Annotated in this window: 14 protein-coding genes and 1 other RNA gene; 8 read left to right on the forward strand and 7 right to left on the reverse strand. The window is 44.8% G+C overall.

Annotated elements, in window-relative coordinates; translation table 11 throughout:
- The first annotated feature begins 131 nt into the window (after positions 1-131).
- Positions 132-3,575: a transcription-repair coupling factor gene (gene mfd / locus HMPREF9065_RS02640; protein WP_021616564.1), complete on the forward strand. Its 3,444-nt coding sequence runs from the start codon at positions 132-134 to the stop codon at positions 3,573-3,575.
- Between the two features lie 29 nt (positions 3,576-3,604).
- Here mfd and HMPREF9065_RS02635 read toward each other — a convergent pair whose 3' ends face one another.
- Genes HMPREF9065_RS02635 through HMPREF9065_RS02620 form a run of 4 tightly spaced genes read right to left on the reverse strand, consistent with a single transcriptional unit; the run spans position 3,605 to position 6,888 of the window.
- Complete coding sequence (locus HMPREF9065_RS02635) at positions 3,605-4,660, reverse strand: AI-2E family transporter (RefSeq protein WP_021616565.1); 1,056 nt, start codon at positions 4,658-4,660, stop codon at positions 3,605-3,607.
- Between the two features lie 2 nt (positions 4,661-4,662).
- Positions 4,663-5,001, reverse strand: coding sequence for a nitrogen regulatory protein P-II (gene glnB, locus HMPREF9065_RS02630; protein ID WP_021616566.1), 339 nt, complete (start codon positions 4,999-5,001; stop codon positions 4,663-4,665).
- Between the two features lie 9 nt (positions 5,002-5,010).
- On the reverse strand, positions 5,011-6,327 hold the full coding sequence (pepP, locus tag HMPREF9065_RS02625) for a Xaa-Pro aminopeptidase (protein WP_021616567.1): 1,317 nt from the start codon (positions 6,325-6,327) through the stop codon (positions 5,011-5,013).
- A 12-nt stretch (positions 6,328-6,339) separates the two neighbouring features.
- Positions 6,340-6,888 (reverse strand): YecA/YgfB family protein, encoded by a 549-nt coding sequence (locus HMPREF9065_RS02620; protein ID WP_021616568.1) that lies wholly within the window; start codon positions 6,886-6,888, stop codon positions 6,340-6,342.
- Between the two features lie 130 nt (positions 6,889-7,018).
- Here HMPREF9065_RS02620 and HMPREF9065_RS02615 point away from each other — a divergent pair, with 130 nt between their 5' ends.
- The 3 genes from HMPREF9065_RS02615 to HMPREF9065_RS02610 all read left to right on the forward strand — a co-directional run bounded on the left by HMPREF9065_RS02615 (position 7,019) and on the right by HMPREF9065_RS02610 (position 8,206).
- Positions 7,019-7,327 carry a cell division protein ZapA gene (locus HMPREF9065_RS02615; protein ID WP_021616569.1) on the forward strand — a complete coding sequence of 103 codons (309 nt, stop codon included), beginning with the start codon at positions 7,019-7,021 and terminating at the stop codon, positions 7,325-7,327.
- Between the two features lie 89 nt (positions 7,328-7,416).
- Positions 7,417-7,600, forward strand: a non-coding RNA gene (gene ssrS / locus HMPREF9065_RS09955) — 6S RNA.
- 15 nt (positions 7,601-7,615) lie between these two features.
- The gene (locus tag HMPREF9065_RS02610) at positions 7,616-8,206 is read left to right on the forward strand and encodes a 5-formyltetrahydrofolate cyclo-ligase (protein WP_021616570.1); all 591 of its coding nucleotides are present in this window, start codon (positions 7,616-7,618) and stop codon (positions 8,204-8,206) included.
- A gap of 34 nt (positions 8,207-8,240) precedes the next feature.
- Here HMPREF9065_RS02610 and HMPREF9065_RS02605 read toward each other — a convergent pair whose 3' ends face one another.
- Positions 8,241-9,029 (reverse strand): outer membrane protein assembly factor BamD, encoded by a 789-nt coding sequence (locus tag HMPREF9065_RS02605; protein WP_021616571.1) that lies wholly within the window; start codon positions 9,027-9,029, stop codon positions 8,241-8,243.
- A gap of 106 nt (positions 9,030-9,135) precedes the next feature.
- On the opposite strand from HMPREF9065_RS02605, the gene rluD reads away from it, so the two are divergent.
- Positions 9,136-10,110, forward strand: a complete 975-nt coding sequence (gene rluD / locus HMPREF9065_RS02600) for a 23S rRNA pseudouridine(1911/1915/1917) synthase RluD (protein WP_021616572.1) — start codon at positions 9,136-9,138, stop codon at positions 10,108-10,110.
- Position 10,111: 1 nt separating this feature from the next.
- Entirely contained in the window at positions 10,112-10,849 is a 738-nt protein-coding gene (pgeF, locus tag HMPREF9065_RS02595) for a peptidoglycan editing factor PgeF (RefSeq protein WP_021616573.1), read from the forward strand.
- 76 nt (positions 10,850-10,925) lie between these two features.
- On the opposite strand, the gene ftsN is transcribed toward pgeF, so the two are convergent.
- The gene (gene ftsN, locus HMPREF9065_RS02590) at positions 10,926-11,807 is read right to left on the reverse strand and encodes a cell division protein FtsN (protein ID WP_033002647.1); all 882 of its coding nucleotides are present in this window, start codon (positions 11,805-11,807) and stop codon (positions 10,926-10,928) included.
- A 103-nt stretch (positions 11,808-11,910) separates the two neighbouring features.
- Positions 11,911-14,109, reverse strand: a complete 2,199-nt coding sequence (gene priA, locus HMPREF9065_RS02585) for a primosomal protein N' (RefSeq protein ID WP_033002648.1) — start codon at positions 14,107-14,109, stop codon at positions 11,911-11,913.
- 225 nt (positions 14,110-14,334) lie between these two features.
- On the opposite strand from priA, the gene rpmE reads away from it, so the two are divergent.
- On the forward strand, positions 14,335-14,547 hold the full coding sequence (gene rpmE, locus HMPREF9065_RS02580) for a 50S ribosomal protein L31 (RefSeq protein WP_021616576.1): 213 nt from the start codon (positions 14,335-14,337) through the stop codon (positions 14,545-14,547).
- Between the two features lie 117 nt (positions 14,548-14,664).
- The gene (locus tag HMPREF9065_RS02575; RefSeq protein ID WP_021616577.1) at positions 14,665-16,320 is read left to right on the forward strand and encodes an LTA synthase family protein; all 1,656 of its coding nucleotides are present in this window, start codon (positions 14,665-14,667) and stop codon (positions 16,318-16,320) included.
- Positions 16,321-16,475 lie beyond the last annotated feature (155 nt).

The following is a 16,475-nucleotide window of genomic DNA, read 5'->3' on the forward strand; positions in this document are numbered from 1 at the left end:
TTTCATGTTAAATGAGCCAATGTTGCCAATATAAATTGGCTGATTACTGTGTTTTTATACAGATTTTTTATTGGAAATCCCCCCTGTTTGCGCTACACTAGCGACAATTTTTTTTAAGATATTGCCGTTTTATGCAAACTCCATTTTTTCACATCGAAATTCCAACCCAAGCACAAGATCATAAAATTTTAGCCAATATTCTGCCCGGTGCGGATAGCCTTGCCGTGAGTGAAATTGCGGCGCAGTTTAACGGGCTAACCGTCGTGGTGACGAATGACACCCGAAGTGCGGTGCGTTTAGAAAAAGAATTAGCGCAACTGAGCCCGCTTAATGTTACCTTTTTCCCCGATTGGGAAACCTTGCCTTACGACAGTTTTTCGCCTCATCAAGATATTATTTCTGCGCGCTTGAGTGCCTTATTTCATTTACAGCAACGCAAGCAAGGCATTTTCATTTTGCCGATTGCCACCTTAATGCAACGGGTTTGCCCGCCCTCTTATTTACAACATCGGGTGTTACTGATTAACAAAGGCGACCGTTTTGTCATTGAAACACTTCGTTTGCAATTGGAAAAATCGGGTTATCGCGCGGTGGAGCAAGTGTTGGAACATGGCGAATATGCTGTGCGTGGTGCTTTGTTGGATCTTTTCCCAATGGGAAGTGCGGTGCCTTTTCGCTTAGATTTTTTTGATGATGAAATTGATTCTATTCGCACTTTTGATGTGGATACACAACGCACGTTGCAGGAAATCGATCAAATCAATTTATTGCCGGCACACGAATTTCCAACGGATAACCAAGGCATTGAATTTTTCCGCAGCCAATTCCGCGCGGCGTTTGGTGAAATTCGACGGGATCCGGAACATATTTATCAACAAATCAGCAAAGGCACGTTAGCGGCAGGGATTGAATATTGGCAGCCCTTGTTCTTTGAAGAAATGGCGACTTTATTTGATTATTTCCCGGCGAATACACTGTTTATTACCGGCGAGCAAAATCAAACGCAGGGCGAGCGTTTTTATGCGGATGCGGAACAACGTTTTGAGAGCCGCCGTGTCGATCCAATGCGTCCGTTATTGTCACCCGATAAACTTTGGTTGCGCATTGACGAAGTGAATCGTCAATTAAAAAATTACCCTGCGATTGCGTTAAAAACGGAAAAAGTGCGGTCATCCGCACGGCAGAAAAATTTGGCGATTACGCCTTTACCGCCACTGACCATTCAATCGCAACAAAAAGAACCGTTACATCAGTTACGCCAATTTATTGAGCATTTTAAAGGCAATATTTTATTTATCGTGGAAACGGAAGGGCGCCGTGAAACCTTGTTAAGCCTGCTTGCTCCGCTAAAACTGAAGCCAAAACAGATTCATACCTTGGCGCAAGCAACGGAAGAAAAATTGGCTTTAATGGTTAGCCCGTTGGAGCATGGTTTTATTATTGAGCAAGATGTGCCACTTGCCATTATTTGTGAATCGGAATTGCTTGGCGAACGTGTGCAACAACGGCAGCGGGATAAATCCCGCACGGTGAACCCTGATACCCTGATTCGTAACCTTGCCGAATTGCAAATCGGTCAGCCTGTGGTGCATTTGGATCATGGCGTGGGGCGCTATGGCGGTTTAGTGAGTTTAGAAAACGGCGGCATTAAAGCGGAATATTTGTTGCTCAATTATGCCAACGACTCAAAATTGTATGTGCCGGTGGCATCGTTACATTTAATCAGCCGTTATGTGGGCGGTGCCGATGAAACCGCGCCGTTGCACAAGTTAGGCTCCGAAGCCTGGGGCAAAGCGCGCAGCAAAGCGGCGGAGAAAATTCGTGATGTGGCCGCGGAGTTATTGGATGTGTATGCGCAACGTGAAGCGCAAAAAGGCTTTGCGTTCCGATATGATCGTGAGGAATTCCAACAATTCACCGCTACGTTCCCGTTTGAAGAAACCCATGATCAACTCATGGCGATTAATGCCGTAATTTCCGACATGACGCAACCGAAAGCAATGGATCGTTTGGTGTGTGGTGATGTGGGCTTTGGTAAAACGGAAGTGGCGATGCGTGCCGCCTTTTTAGCGGTGATGAACCATAAACAGGTTGCTGTGTTGGTGCCGACCACGTTGTTGGCGCAACAACATTTCGATAATTTCAAAGACCGTTTCGCCAATTTGCCGGTGAACGTGGAAATGTTGTCCCGCTTTAAAACGGCGAAAGAGCAGAAGCAAGTGCTGCAGGATTTAGCCGACGGCAAAGTGGATATTCTGATTGGTACCCATAAAATCATTCAAGGTGACGTGCAATTTCATGATCTGGGCTTGTTGATTGTTGACGAAGAACACCGTTTTGGCGTGCGTCAAAAGGAAAAAATGAAACAGCTGCGCGCGAACATTGATATTCTCACCCTGACGGCAACACCGATTCCACGTACCTTAAACATGGCGATGAATGGCATTCGCGATCTTTCCATTATTTCTACGCCACCGGCACGCCGTTTAACGATTAAAACGTTTGTACGTCAAACGGATGAACTGGTGATTCGTGAAGCCATTTTGCGTGAAATTTTGCGTGGCGGGCAGGTGTATTATTTGCATAACGATGTGGCGAGTATTGAAAATACGGCAGAAAAACTGACCGCACTTGTGCCGGAAGCGCGCGTGATTGTGGGACACGGGCAAATGCGCGAACGTGAGCTGGAACGCGTGATGTCGGATTTTTATCACCAACGTTATAACGTGCTGGTGTGCTCTACCATTATTGAAACCGGTATTGATGTGCCGACGGCCAATACCATTATTATCGAGCGTGCCGACAATTTTGGTCTGGCGCAGTTGCACCAGCTTCGTGGACGGGTTGGGCGTTCTCACCACCAAGCCTATGCGTATTTGCTCACACCGCCACCGAAACTGATGACGAAGGATGCGCAAAAACGCTTGGAAGCCCTGGAAAGCCTAGACAACCTTGGTGCCGGCTTTATTTTAGCCACCCACGATTTGGAAATTCGTGGCGCCGGGGAATTGTTGGGCAACGAGCAAAGCGGACAAATTGAAAGTATCGGTTTTTCCCTTTACATGGAATTGTTGGAGCGTGCGGTGAAAGCCTTAAAAGAAGGGCGCGAGCCGTCATTGGACGAACTGACGCAACAACAAACAGAAATTGATTTGCGGATGCCGTCTCTATTGCCGGAAGATTATTTGGGCGATGTGAATATGCGTTTGTCTTTCTATAAACGCATTGCCGGTGCGGAAAATACCGACGCGTTGGATGAATTAAAAGTGGAGCTTATTGACCGTTTCGGTACATTGCCACAAGCCACGCGGAATCTGTTGCAAATTGCGCAATTACGACTGGATTTAAAACCGCTTAATGTCATTCGCTTGGATGCCAATGCGCAAGGCGGATTCATCGAATTTTCGCCGAACGCCGAGTTAGACCCAATGATCTTTTTACAGTTAATCCAAAGTAATCCGGCGGTTTATCGTTTTGACGGTCCACATAAATTCCGCTTTACCAAAGATTTAACGGACTACAAAGTGCGGTTGGAATTTGTGGAGAATTTGGTTAAGGAAATTGTTGCAAGATAAAAAATAAAGTCGCGTCTGCGACTTTATTTTTAGCGTTTTGCTTGTTGAGAATGACCGTCACCAAGCAAGATGGCGTATTTCGCCGTTGAGGAACCGGCCTCTAAAGCGATTTTCAACGCCATGGTTAACGGCACGGAAAGTAACATCCCCACGGTGCCTAATAACCATCCCCAAAACAGCAAGGATAAAAAAACTACCAAGGTGGAAAGCCCCAGTTTTTTCCCCATTAAACGTGGCTCCAGCACACTGCCGATAACGACGTTGATGATGACAATCGCGACCAATACGCCCGAGCCGATAATGAACCCATTCAACAGCAAGGCTTGTACAATGATCGGGATTGCCGCGATAATAGAACCGATATTGGGAATGTAGTTGAGCAGAAAACTGAGCGTTGCCCATAAGATTGCATACTGCACGCCGGCGACTTCTAATAACGCCCAAACACAAATGGCTGTTAGTACGCTCATCATGGTTTTGACGGCGAGATAGCTCATGATGCCGTTTAAAATGCGATCTAAATAATGCTCTTGCTGCCCGATATCATTGGGATTATCGCTAAATGCGACAGCAAATTTATGCTTCGCCTGAGGGGCTTCCAACAACATGAAAATCACTACAAGTAATAAGACAAAAATATTGGTCACTACACCGGAAAAGCTTAAAAAGACACGTTGGACGAATTTCATGATGGCACTCGGATCGAAATTCTCCATAATGCTATTTTCCGAAATATCTAACGGGATTTTCCATTTTTGTGCGAGTGTTAAAACATCATTAACGCGTTCTGCCAATAATTGTCGATATTGCGTAATAGATTGGCTAAATTCTTGGATCGTGCTGTTAATAAGCCCGAAAAGAAAGAAAAAGATTACGAAAATCAACAATAATAACGTGGTAATCGCCAGCCAATAAGGCACTTTTCTTTTGGTCAAAAATGCTAGCAAAGGCGAGCAGATAATCGCAATAAACAATGCCAATAAAAACGGCACCACAATTTCTGAGGCGGCTTTAATACCAGCTAAAACAATGACAATTGATGCACTGGCAACCAGCGCTTTGACGAGAGAAGAATGCTGCGCCATGTTTAAATTGCATCCTCATTTTCTTCGCCTGTACGAATGCGGACAACCCGCTCGACTTCATAAACAAAGATCTTGCCGTCCCCGATTTTACCTGTTTGTGCCGTCTCTATAATGGCATCTAAACAAGGCTCCAATAAGTCATCGGGCACCACAATTTCCATTTTGACTTTTGGCAGGAAGTCCACCATATATTCTGCGCCACGATAAAGTTCCGTATGCCCTTTTTGACGGCCAAAGCCACGCACTTCGGTTACCGTCATTCCGGTAATACCAAGATCGGACAAGGCTTCTCGCACATCATCTAATTTAAAGGGTTTAATAATCGCTTCAATTTTTTTCATTATTTTTCCTTAATTTTGCTTAAAACAGGCGTTGGCTTCTGCCATTACTTTTTCAATATCAGCAATTTCTTTCGGTGCCGCAGACGTCAGATTTTTGTTGCCGTATTCGGTAATCAACAAATTATCTTCAATCCGAATGCCAATGCCTTTGTATTGCTCCGGAATATCCGCGTCTTTAGATAAATACAATCCCGGCTCTACGGTCAGCACCATGCCGGGTTCTAAAGTGCGGTCGCGATTTTCACCATATTCGCCTACGTCATGTACATCCAAGCCGAGCCAATGCCCTAAACCGTGCATATAAAATTCACGATACGCTTTTTGTTCGATTAATTCATCTACGTCGCCTTTCAGAATGCCTAAACGGACCAAACCTTCGGTTTTAATACGAATAACTTCTTCGTTCGCTTTCGCAATGGAACTGCCCGGTACCAGCAATTCAATGGCGCGTTTTTGTGCTTGTAGCACAATCTCATAGATCGCTTTTTGCGCCTCGCTAAATTTACCGTTTACCGGGAAAGTACGGGTAATATCGCCGGCATACATGGCAAATTCGCAGCCCGCATCAATAAGCACCAAATCGCCGTCGCGCAACGGCATATCATTTTCCGAATAATGCAAAATGCAGGCGTTTTCACCACCGGCAATAATGCTGTTATAGGAAGGATAACGCGCGCCAAAGCGGTTAAATTCATGCAGAATATCGCTTTCCACCTCATATTCCAAACGGTTCGGGCGGGTTTGTTGCATGGCTTTAATGTGTCCAAGCGCACTGATTTGCCCCGCTTGTTGCATGAGCGCAATTTCATTTTCCGATTTGAACAGGCGTATCTCACCGAGCATCGGCTTCCAATTAAAAACACTCAAAAATTCCACCGTACTTTGTTCCAGCAAGGCGTCGCCCCAAGGCTGTTGCTTCGGTGCATAATAAAGTGCGGTCTGTTTGTGCACTAAATTTTTAAACTGCGGTACAAACTCCTCGATAGCATAAGCCGTATCCACCAACAAGGTTTGCGGCGCATGCTCCACGCCAAGACGGCGTCCGTTCCAAATTTCCAGTAATTTATCGGACGGTCGTACAAACATGATCGCCTGCTGTTCACCTTGTTGTTTACGCAATAACAATGCCGAATTCGGCTCATTAAAACCGGTTAAATACCAGAAATAGCTGTCCTGACGGAAAGGATAATCACAGCCGTCATTGCGACGACGTTCAATGTCGGAAAAGACTAAAAACAGGGAATTGTCCTGCATTTGTTCAAAAACCTTGGCACGACGTTGAGCAAATTCTTCCATCGGTAACGCTGCCATGTATGCGAGATCCATATTGTATCCTTATTAATGTAACGTCGGTTGTTTGTCTTCTTGTTTGGTGAAATGAGTAAAAAACAAGGTGGCGATGGTGCGCACATATTCCACGATCTCTTCCACCGCTTGTGCTAGTTCCTCGGGATCATCGTCTTCTTCGTAACCTAACTGGCAAATATCATGTAAATCGTCCAGCGCTTCGCCAATGTCGCCTTTTTCTTTGTCTAAATGCGGTTGAGCCAAACCTAAACCGAGCAAAAAGTGGTTCGACCATTCTGCCAAACCATCGGCATATTCAAAAATATTTTCCGTATCGGGCAAACAAAGCGCAAAGTCAAAGGCTTCATTATCGGCTAATTGGTGACGAATTTGTTGATAAATGTCGGTAATTTGCGTTAAAAGTGCGGTAGGGTAGGCGTGATTATCATTGGTAAATTGATAAAGTAATGGCTGCCAGCTCTGATCTTGAACGCCGCCGCAAATTAAGCCACTCAAAAAACCGTGTAATTCGGCGGCAGAAAGGGGGATAGAGGCGTGTTGGAGCTGTTGATTTAGGTGTTGATAAGAAATTGTGGTCATTGAAATTATCCTTGTTGAAATTGTGCTTAGTCTATCATTCTTCACCTTAGGTAACCAGTTTAGAAATTGGCAAGTTTTTTCGCCTGTGGCATAATGCGCACAGTTTTAATTAGCGAATTTGGGGCAAAACATGTCATCTAAAAGTATTGAATTATCCGTATTGGGGCAGTTGTTACGCTTAAATTGTCCGGAAGAACAACATGACGCATTGCGCCATGCCGCCCGTGAATTAGATCAACGCGTGTCAGAAATGAAAGAACGCACCGGCATTTTGCAAGTGGAAAAAGTCCTTTCCATCGTTGCATTAAATTTAAGTTTCGAGCTGATGCAAGAGCAGCAGAAAACCCACTTAATTGAAGATGTGTTGAAAAATAAAATCTTACGACCGCTCGATCATTCACTGGATAATCTTTCTACGCAAAAATTCAATATGAACTAATTTTTTGCTCTGGTCACAATGTAAAATAGTGTAAGGATATGAATTATTGCTAGTCATAAAATGCAATTTCGAGTAGTATTACATCAAAGAATTTCCTGAGGTGTTCGCCAGTGGGTTATGTCCCTGAGCCGATACTTTTAATCTTATGAATTGGTTTCCTGTCATTGGTGTGCAGGCTTAGCTTGACTAAGAAGCCTAAAAATGATTTCAACTAATTCCCTTGAACCGTAGGGTTCAAGGACTGATCACCTACAACGGCACCTCGGGTTCCTTTCTGATACGACATTTATGCAAACACGTCTTTCAACCACTCAACAACATCAACAATTTCGTCAGCAACTACGCCAACATATTCGAAAAACGCGCCGGAATTTGACCGCACTTCAGCAACAACAAGCCGCTCAACGTATTACTCAACAAGCGCTTTTGTTCATTGAACAACATCAAGCACAGCACATTGCCTTATATCTTGCCGTAGATGGCGAAATTGCGACACAACCGCTTATTGAACAGTTATGGCGACAGGGCAAAAACGTGTATTTGCCGGTGCTCCATCCCTTTTGTCAAGGACATTTGCTATTTTTGCGTTATTTGCCTGACACACCGATGAAAGCCAATAAATTTGGGATTTTTGAACCGCACTTAAATGTACAAAATGTGATTCCGCTTGAGCAGTTAGACGTGATTTTTACGCCGTTGGTCGCGTTTGATAAGCAGGGCAATCGCCTTGGCATGGGTGGGGGATTTTACGATCGCACGTTGCAACATTGGCAACAGAAACATTTCATTCCGATTGGTTTAGCGCACCAATGTCAGCAAGTGGATACCTTGCCTGTTGAAAGCTGGGATATGCCGTTGGAGCGTATTTTGGTCGGGTAAAAAACAAAACCTCCGATAATTCGGAGGTTTTTGTTTATTTTTGTGGCGCTTTCAATTCCGGCGATTTTGGCTTTTCCGGTTCGGCAAATTTTTTGCCTTCGTTGGCGGCAATAATTTTCGCTGTTTGATCCGCTAATTGTTTTAAATTCATTCTTTCATAAGATTCTTTCATTAATGGCAGCGCCTCTAACGTGGCTTGAGTGTCCGGATATAACTTTAACATAGACACGACACGGTTAGCCGTTGCCACATAGGCATCGCGTTTAAAATAAAATTTCGCGATCGCTAACTCATGACGTGCAAGGCTCGCTTTAATATAGGCCATACGGGCCAAGGCATCCGGCGCATAAGGGCTATTCGGGAAATGTTGCACCAAATTTTGGAAGTTGGCAAAAGCCGTTTTAATCGAGGTATTCTCACGTGTTGCGCGATCGACGCCAAAGAAATCTTGGAAGAAGTTATCCCCCAAAGCGGAATTGGCTAATCCTGCCATATATAAGGCGTAATCTAAATGATCGCTATGCGGAAAACGTTGAATAAAGCGATCAACGGTGACTAACATTTCGGTGTAATCCTGTGATTTATAGTAGGCATAAATCAAATTCAGTTGCACCTGTTCACTATAAGATCCACCCGGAAAACGATTGTCCACTGCCGTTAAATAACGGATTGCCTGACTATAATCCCCTTTTTGCAAATAGGTTTGCCCGGTACTGTATAATTCTTGCTCCGGTGCTTGCTCGACATCTTGCTTAGAACCGGAACACGCCGTAACCGCCAATGCAACAAAAGCCAAAAGTGCAAGGGATTTAAGTTTACGCATTAAATAGAATCCTTATTTTTACGAAAAATGAGAAATGAGTTACAATTGCCCGATATTGTATAGAACATTGCTAAATAAGCAAACTTGATTAACGGATTTTTTATTTATGGCACAAATTACTCTCTCGGCAATCGTGCAACCGCAACAAATGGGGCAGCGCTTAGACCAAACCTTGGCGGAATTGTTCCCCGACTATTCCCGTTCCCGCTTAAAAACATGGATTGAAGAGGATTTGGTGCTGGTCAACGGTGTCGTGCAAAATGTGCCGCGTACCAAAGTTTACGGCGATGAACACATTGAGATTACTGTAGAAATTGAAGATGAAACTCGCTTTGAGCCGGAAGCTATTCCGTTAAATATCGTGTATGAAGACGATGATATTCTCGTTATCAACAAACCGAAAGATCTTGTCGTTCACCCTGGCGCAGGCAATCCTAAAGGCACAGTTCTCAATGCGCTACTTTACCATTATCCACAAATTGCCGAAGTGCCGCGCGCAGGCATTGTACATCGTTTAGATAAAGACACCACGGGTTTAATGGTCGTCGCCAAAACCATTCCTGCGCAAACGCAGCTGGTACGTGATTTGCAAAAACGCAAAATCACCCGCGAATATGAAGCCGTTGCCTGCGGCATCATGACCAAAGGCGGCACAGTGGATGAGCCGATGGCACGTCATCCTACCAAACGCACCCACATGGCCGTGCATCCGATGGGTAAACCTGCGGTCACTCACTATCGTATTATGGAACGTTTCCGCGATTACACGCGCTTGCGTTTGCGTTTAGAAACCGGCAGAACTCACCAAATCCGTGTGCACATGGCACATATCGCCCACCCGTTATTAGGCGATCAAACCTATGGCGGTCGTCCGCGTCCCCCAAAAAATGCCAGCGAAGAACTCATGGAGGTGCTACGCAATTTTAAGCGTCAGGCATTACATGCGGTGATGTTACGTTTACAACACCCGATTAGCGGTGAAATGATGGAATGGTACGCACCGTTGCCGGACGATTTTGTAGAATTAGTGACCGCTTTAAAAGCGGATTATATTCTCCACAAAGACGAATTGGATTATTAATATGCAAGCCATTAGACCGAACTGGAACGCCCCTCAAAACGTGAAGGCGTTCACCACGCTTCGCCATGGCGGTGTGAGTCTTGCGCCCTATGACAGTTTTAATTTGGGTAACCATGTAGGCGACGATAAAAACGCCGTGAAAATCAACCGCACTTTATTGGTAGAAAAATTCCATTTACCACAAATGCCGTTGTTCTTAAACCAAACTCATAGCACGCGCGTATTAACCCTGCCTTATGACGGGGAAGATTTCAATGCCGATGCAATTTATACCAACCAACCGAATCAAGTGTGTTTAGTGATGACTGCCGATTGTTTGCCCGTGTTATTTACCAATAAACAGGGCACGGAAGTGGCCGCTGCCCATGCCGGTTGGCGTGGATTATGCGATGGTGTATTAGAACAAACTGTCGCCAAATTTCACTGTCCGCATGAAGACATCTTAGCGTGGTTCGGACCGGCTATTGGTCCAACAGCCTTCCAAGTGGGGCAAGAAGTTATCGATCAATTTGTTGCCCAAGATCCCCAAGCCACATCCGCCTTCATCGCTGATCCGAAAGCGAAAGATAAATTCCTCGGCAACCTTTACCAAATCGCTACGCAACGCCTCAACGCCCTTGGTATTACCCAAATCAGCGGCGGCGAACACTGCACTTATCTTGAAGCAGACAAATTCTTCTCTTATCGCCGAGATCATGTTACGGGAAGAATGGCATCGGTCGTGTGGATGAACGGATAATTTGATTTCTCATTCGTGTCATAAAAAAAGTGCGGTTAAAAATAACCGCACTTTTTTATTGCATTTTTATCGTTGATTACATTCCAATCACCACGCAGCTAATCACGCTTTGTGCTTTTTCCTGCATTTTTACGGCCGCATTTCGATCGCCGGCAGGGCCGACAACAACACGATTCCAATCCGCACTTTCATTCACTCTGGCATTTAATCCGAGTGCGTTTAATTTAACCTGTAATGCATCAGCCTGCGCTTTATTTTTAAATGCGCCACATTGTAACCCGTAGCGGCGCTCACTCGTACTGGCCGCTTGTGGTGATGCCGGTTTTGCCGTTTGTTGTTGTGGCTGAGGTTGTGACGGCGATTGCGGTTGTGGCACCGGCTCAGGTTTTTTCGGTGGCTCGGTTTTCACGACTGGTTCCGCTTTTTTCTCTTCTTTTGGCGGCGTTACTTTTTTCGCCTCTTTCGCTTCTACCACTTGCGGTTTGGCTTGCGGTTGCACTGGGGGTTGTGTTGTTTGTGCCGGGGCTTGAACCGGTGCTTGTGCCGTTTGTGGTGCGGTTGCGGCTTGAGCTTCAGCCGCTTTGCTGCGCGCCAGTTCCGCTTGTTTTTGTTCTTCTTCCATCGCCGCTAAAATCTTACGTTGTTCTTCCGTTAAACGCATATTTTTATCCAACGATTTCGGATTATTATCAATTGGCACGGTGCGGGTTTCTAGCGCTTGAATATAGCTCCACACTTCTTCCGGACGATTCGGCAAGACACTTTTCGGCTGTGTTTTTTCCACTGTAGTGGCAGACTCCGCCACAGGCTCCGGCGCTTTTTCTTTTAATAAATAAAGCCCAAGTCCAAAAGCAACGACCACCATGGCGGCAATCATTAATAGCAAGGATTTGTTATTTTTATTTTGTTTCTTCTTTTTCTTCATGCTGCTGCGCGCAGCGTAATCACGTTGAGCCACAATAAAACCTGTTCAATTTAAAAAGATAATCATTAAAGGGATGAAATAAAAATTCGCGTAATTCTACTGAAAAATTGCCTTATTGACTACCACAAAGCCGAAACTAGCTTAAATCCAATGGATCCACATCTAAAATCCACCGCACTTTTGTTGCTTGATCGGCCTGATCTCGTTCAAACGCCGTCAAGATCTGATGCAAGGTGGCACGCGAAGGATGTTGCAACAATAACTGCCAACGATATTGCCCTGCTTTTTTGCTGAATGGCGCCGGCATCGGTCCGAGGATTTGTAATTCCGGTGCAATATTTCGTTTCACCTGCTGCAAATATGCCGCAAACTGCGCCAACAAATGCTCTGCGTCTTCGCTATGACGACTTTGCGCTTTGAACAACGCTTGTGAGCTGAAAGGCGGCAATCCCATCGCTTTACGTAAGGCGAGAGCATTGTGGGCAAATTGGTTGTAGCCTTGTTGCAACAGGCTTTGCAACAAAGGGTGTTCCGGATAATGGGTTTGTAAAAGCACTTCGCCCTGTTGCGCACCACGTCCGGCACGGCCTGCCACCTGCATATAAAGTTGGGCTAGCCGTTCTTCTGCACGGAAATCTAATGAAAATAATGCACTATCCACATTTACCAATGCGACTAAAGTGACATTCGGGAAATGGTGCCCTTTCGCCAACATTTGCGTCCCGATAAGAATTTGGCTTTTGCCCTGTTGAATATCCGCTAAATAACCTTCCAACTTGCCTTTGCGCGCCGTTGTGTCACGATCAATTCGGGCAATGCCATAATTTGGGAAAATTGCTTTTAAGGTATCTTCTAGCTGTTCCGTACCTAATCCCGTGGTGATTAATTGAGTAGAACCACAATTACCGCATTGGCGCGGAATCGGCTTTTGTACACTGCAATGATGACAACGCAAGACATTGTGTTGTTGGTGATACGTGTAAGGTTTATCGCAATGGCGGCATTCCGCCATCCAGCCGCATTCATGGCACAGCAACACCGGTGCAAAACCGCGTCGATTCAGAAACAACAACACCTGATTGCCTTTTTCTAAATGCGCCTGCATACGTTTTATCAGGATTTCCGATAAACCGTTACGCATTGACTGATGTTTTAAATCAATGACGTGTTGTTGAAGTGCGGTGGACTGATTGGCTTTTTCTGATAGACACAAGCGCTGATATTTTCCCTGCTGCACATTATTCAGACTTTCCAAACAAGGCGTTGCCGACCCCATTAAAACGGGGATATTCAATTGTTTTGCATACACCACCGCCAAATCGCGAGCATGATAACGCCAACCGTCTTGTTGCTTAAAAGACGCGTCATGTTCTTCATCAATAATAATCGCGCCCAAATCGGCAAATTGCGTAAACAACGCTGATCGCGTGCCAATAATGACCGCACTTTGCCCGCTACGCGCACGTTGCCACACGTGTAATCGTTGTGTGTCATTTAAATTGGAATGCAACACATCAATCACCACGTTAAAGCGGGCTTGGAAACGACTTACCGTTTGTGGCGTCAGCCCGATTTCCGGCACCAAGACCAACACTTGTTTGCCTTGATTTAAAATCTCTTCAATAAATTGCAGATAGATTTCTGTTTTGCCTGAACCCGTCACGCCGTCCAACAACCATGCTGTAAAGCCTTGAGTAAATTTCAATTGGCTGAATACCAACGCTTGTTGTTTATTGAGTGTTAATCGATCAGCTTTATTGACGATAGGTTTATCAACTAATTGCTGTTGCCAGGTTTGAATTTCCGGTTCTTGAGCGATTTCGGTAATGTATTCTTTGGCTTTCAACGCCGACCAAATGCCACTGCCAAAGGGATTGTTGCCTTTTTCCATCCCCTCCTTTGACGCCTGCAATGCTTCAAGCTGTTTTTTCGAGCGTTTTAGCAAACCTTGCGCCAACGCTTGCTCGCCAAGTGCGGTCGGTGTCCAAAAAACTTTTTGTTTTTCCACCGCACTTTCCCCTTGGCGCAGCTTCACCGGCAAGGCTTGCGACAATACTTCTCCCAACGGGGCATGATAATAATTCGCCGCCCAATTTAAGAACTGCCAACTTTCCGGAGAAAACAGTGAAGTATCATCCAGACAGGCTAGCACAGGCTTCAACTGTTCTTCAGGCACGTCCGTCTGTTCCACAACGTCAACGACAACGCCAACCCGTTTCTGCGTCCCAAAAGGCACAAGCACCCGAGCCCCAACGACAACCTTCATCGACGTAGGGAGGACATAGTCAAAATAGCGATGTAAAGGCACCGGAAGTGCGATTCGGGCAAATGGCATGAATGGAAATTCAGTGAAATCAAATGGGCTCGGAATATAGCATTTTGGGGGATTATTGTCTATTTGGGGGTGGGTGGGTTGAATGTCATTTTCTTTTTCTGTAAAATTCGCAAACTTACACACAAGCGTGCCATTTATAATGGCGTAATATTAATCTCATGCGGTGTCAGGGATTGCGTTTGCGATTGGCTTGATAGCGGCATGGCTTCAACTTTGAGGTTTTCTATGAAACAAGGTATTCATCCTGAATATAAAGAAGTTACGGCAACCTGTTCTTGCGGTAATGTGATCAAAACACGTTCTACTTTAGGCAAAGACATCAACCTGGATGTGTGCGGTAAATGCCACCCATTCTACACAGGTAAACAACGTGTTGTTGATACCGGTGGTCGTGTTGAACGCTTTAACAGCCGTTTCAAAATCCCAAGTTCAAAATAATCTCATTTTGCAAGCCCTGCCTATGGTAGGGCTTTTTTACAGGTAATCGTTAATTTTCAATTACTTTTCAAACATCGTTAATGGCATTTAACGTTTGATATTTTAGGTAGTTACACCATGTCCTATCTTCTTTTAGCCTTGTTTTTTTTGGCTGCCGTCATTTTCATTTTTAATTCTCACTATCGCTGGACGTATTTTTTTGCTATTGCGTTATTTCTCTTTTTTTTCGGGGGAATGACCTTCTTTTCCGGACAGTGGCAAAGAGGCGTGAATTTTGCATCAATACTGTTTGTCGTCTTGATGTTATTCCATCGATTAAAAATTCATTATTACAAACAACCTTTATTGATTTCAGATTTTTTACTCGTCGCCGATTGGCGTAACTGGGAAACGCTCTTGCATTATAAAGGCGCGATTTTGGCGATTTTCGGTTTGATCGGTTTGTTGGTTTATGCCATTTTTGGTTGGGCGGATGCCGATGTCTTACCGGTGTCTTGGCGGATTTTGGCAGGGGGCGTGAGTGCCGTAGCTTTAGGACTGATGTGGCATTATTCTCGCCATCCTCACGCGACAAAAGTTTGGCTGGACTCTTTGCCGGATGATGGCAGAGATGTGTTTTTAAATTTGCCAATGTCATGCCGAGGTGTCTTTTTTAGTGTGCCGAACTTTTCCGGTGATGGTCAAAAATTTCATGAAAAAATGACCGCACTTTTTGCCCAGAAGGCGAATTTTCAAGGGGAAACAAAGCCGGATATTGTGGTGTGTTTACAAGAGTCCACACTGGATCCACATCAATTTGATTTTGATCAGCAGACGATTCCACCGCTTTCTATGTTTGAAAAACAAGAAGAGACCGTTTTTATGAGCCCGTTGCGTGTGCATACCTTAGGCGGGGCAACATGGAAATCGGAGTTTGCTTTCTTGGCTGGTGTGCCATCCACCGATTTTGGCGCATTGGCAAATGGTGTGTTCTATTCTGTTGTTCCGCATTTAACCTCCGGATTGGTGAAAAATTTGCGTGAGCAAGGCTATTTTTGTGTTGCCTTATCACCTTTCACGAAAGGGAATTACAATGCAAAATCGGCCTATGATCATTTTGGTTTTGATTTAATGTTACAGCCGCAGGATTTAGGCTATCCTGCGCCGTTGGGGAAAAACCTGTGGCACATTGGCAGTGATGAGATGTTGAAATATGCTGAGATGATTTTGCAAAAACAACATCCGTTATTACAGCACGTACAGCAACCGATGTTTGTTTATGTCTTAACCATGAAGGAACATGGACCATATCATACGGATACGCCGAATCATTTTAATTTGGTTAAAGACGGTTTAAGTCAGAAAACGATTGCCTGTTTGAATGATTATACGCAGCGTATTATGGCGCTAAATCAAGCGACAGAAACCTTTTACCGCTATTTAAAACAACGCAATACGCCTTATGTGTTCGCGTATTTTGGGGATCACCAAGTGGCGTTTGATAATTGTTTACCACCGAAGTTGCGGCAGTATGCGAATCCGGATTATGTGACGCAAGTGGTGGTTCGAAGTAATGTACCATCCAGTTTTACGCAACAGCAAACGTTTTTGGATTTGGCTTTTCTTGGCGGATTATTGCTTGAGATTGCAGGATTGCCTGTTGAAGATGATTTTATGCGCGCGAACATTGCCATGCGGATCTTGAGCGAAGGGAAATTAGAAGATGCGGAAGCACAAAGTTTGGTGAACGACTATCGCCATTACTTATACCAACATCTGAAAATCGCCAGATAAGACGTGGAGAGCTAAAAAAACTGTACCTTCGTAGCGTGCATCTTGATGCACGACCGATTAACCTTGATGCGTAATTCATGATTTCGTGTGTAGCGTGCAACTTGTTGCACGAATAATTCACCTCGATGCGTAATTCACGATTTCGTGCGTAGCGT

The sequence above is a fragment of the Aggregatibacter sp. oral taxon 458 str. W10330 genome (genome assembly GCF_000466335.1).
GTDB lineage: Bacteria > Pseudomonadota > Gammaproteobacteria > Enterobacterales > Pasteurellaceae > Aggregatibacter.

Bases quoted from the DNA above. Each gene is read 5' to 3' on its own strand.
- mfd (WP_021616564.1), top strand. From the start codon at position 132: ATGCAAACTCCATTTTTTCACATCGAAATTCCAACCCAAGCACAAGAT.
- HMPREF9065_RS02635 (WP_021616565.1), bottom strand. From the start codon at position 4,660: ATGGCGCAGCATTCTTCTCTCGTCAAAGCGCTGGTTGCCAGTGCATCA.
- glnB (WP_021616566.1), bottom strand. From the start codon at position 5,001: ATGAAAAAAATTGAAGCGATTATTAAACCCTTTAAATTAGATGATGTG.
- pepP (WP_021616567.1), bottom strand. From the start codon at position 6,327: ATGGATCTCGCATACATGGCAGCGTTACCGATGGAAGAATTTGCTCAA.
- HMPREF9065_RS02620 (WP_021616568.1), bottom strand. From the start codon at position 6,888: ATGACCACAATTTCTTATCAACACCTAAATCAACAGCTCCAACACGCC.
- HMPREF9065_RS02615 (WP_021616569.1), top strand. From the start codon at position 7,019: ATGTCATCTAAAAGTATTGAATTATCCGTATTGGGGCAGTTGTTACGC.
- HMPREF9065_RS02610 (WP_021616570.1), top strand. From the start codon at position 7,616: ATGCAAACACGTCTTTCAACCACTCAACAACATCAACAATTTCGTCAG.
- HMPREF9065_RS02605 (WP_021616571.1), bottom strand. From the start codon at position 9,029: ATGCGTAAACTTAAATCCCTTGCACTTTTGGCTTTTGTTGCATTGGCG.
- rluD (WP_021616572.1), top strand. From the start codon at position 9,136: ATGGCACAAATTACTCTCTCGGCAATCGTGCAACCGCAACAAATGGGG.
- pgeF (WP_021616573.1), top strand. From the start codon at position 10,112: ATGCAAGCCATTAGACCGAACTGGAACGCCCCTCAAAACGTGAAGGCG.
- priA (WP_033002648.1), bottom strand. From the start codon at position 14,109: ATGCCATTTGCCCGAATCGCACTTCCGGTGCCTTTACATCGCTATTTT.
- rpmE (WP_021616576.1), top strand. From the start codon at position 14,335: ATGAAACAAGGTATTCATCCTGAATATAAAGAAGTTACGGCAACCTGT.
- HMPREF9065_RS02575 (WP_021616577.1), top strand. From the start codon at position 14,665: ATGTCCTATCTTCTTTTAGCCTTGTTTTTTTTGGCTGCCGTCATTTTC.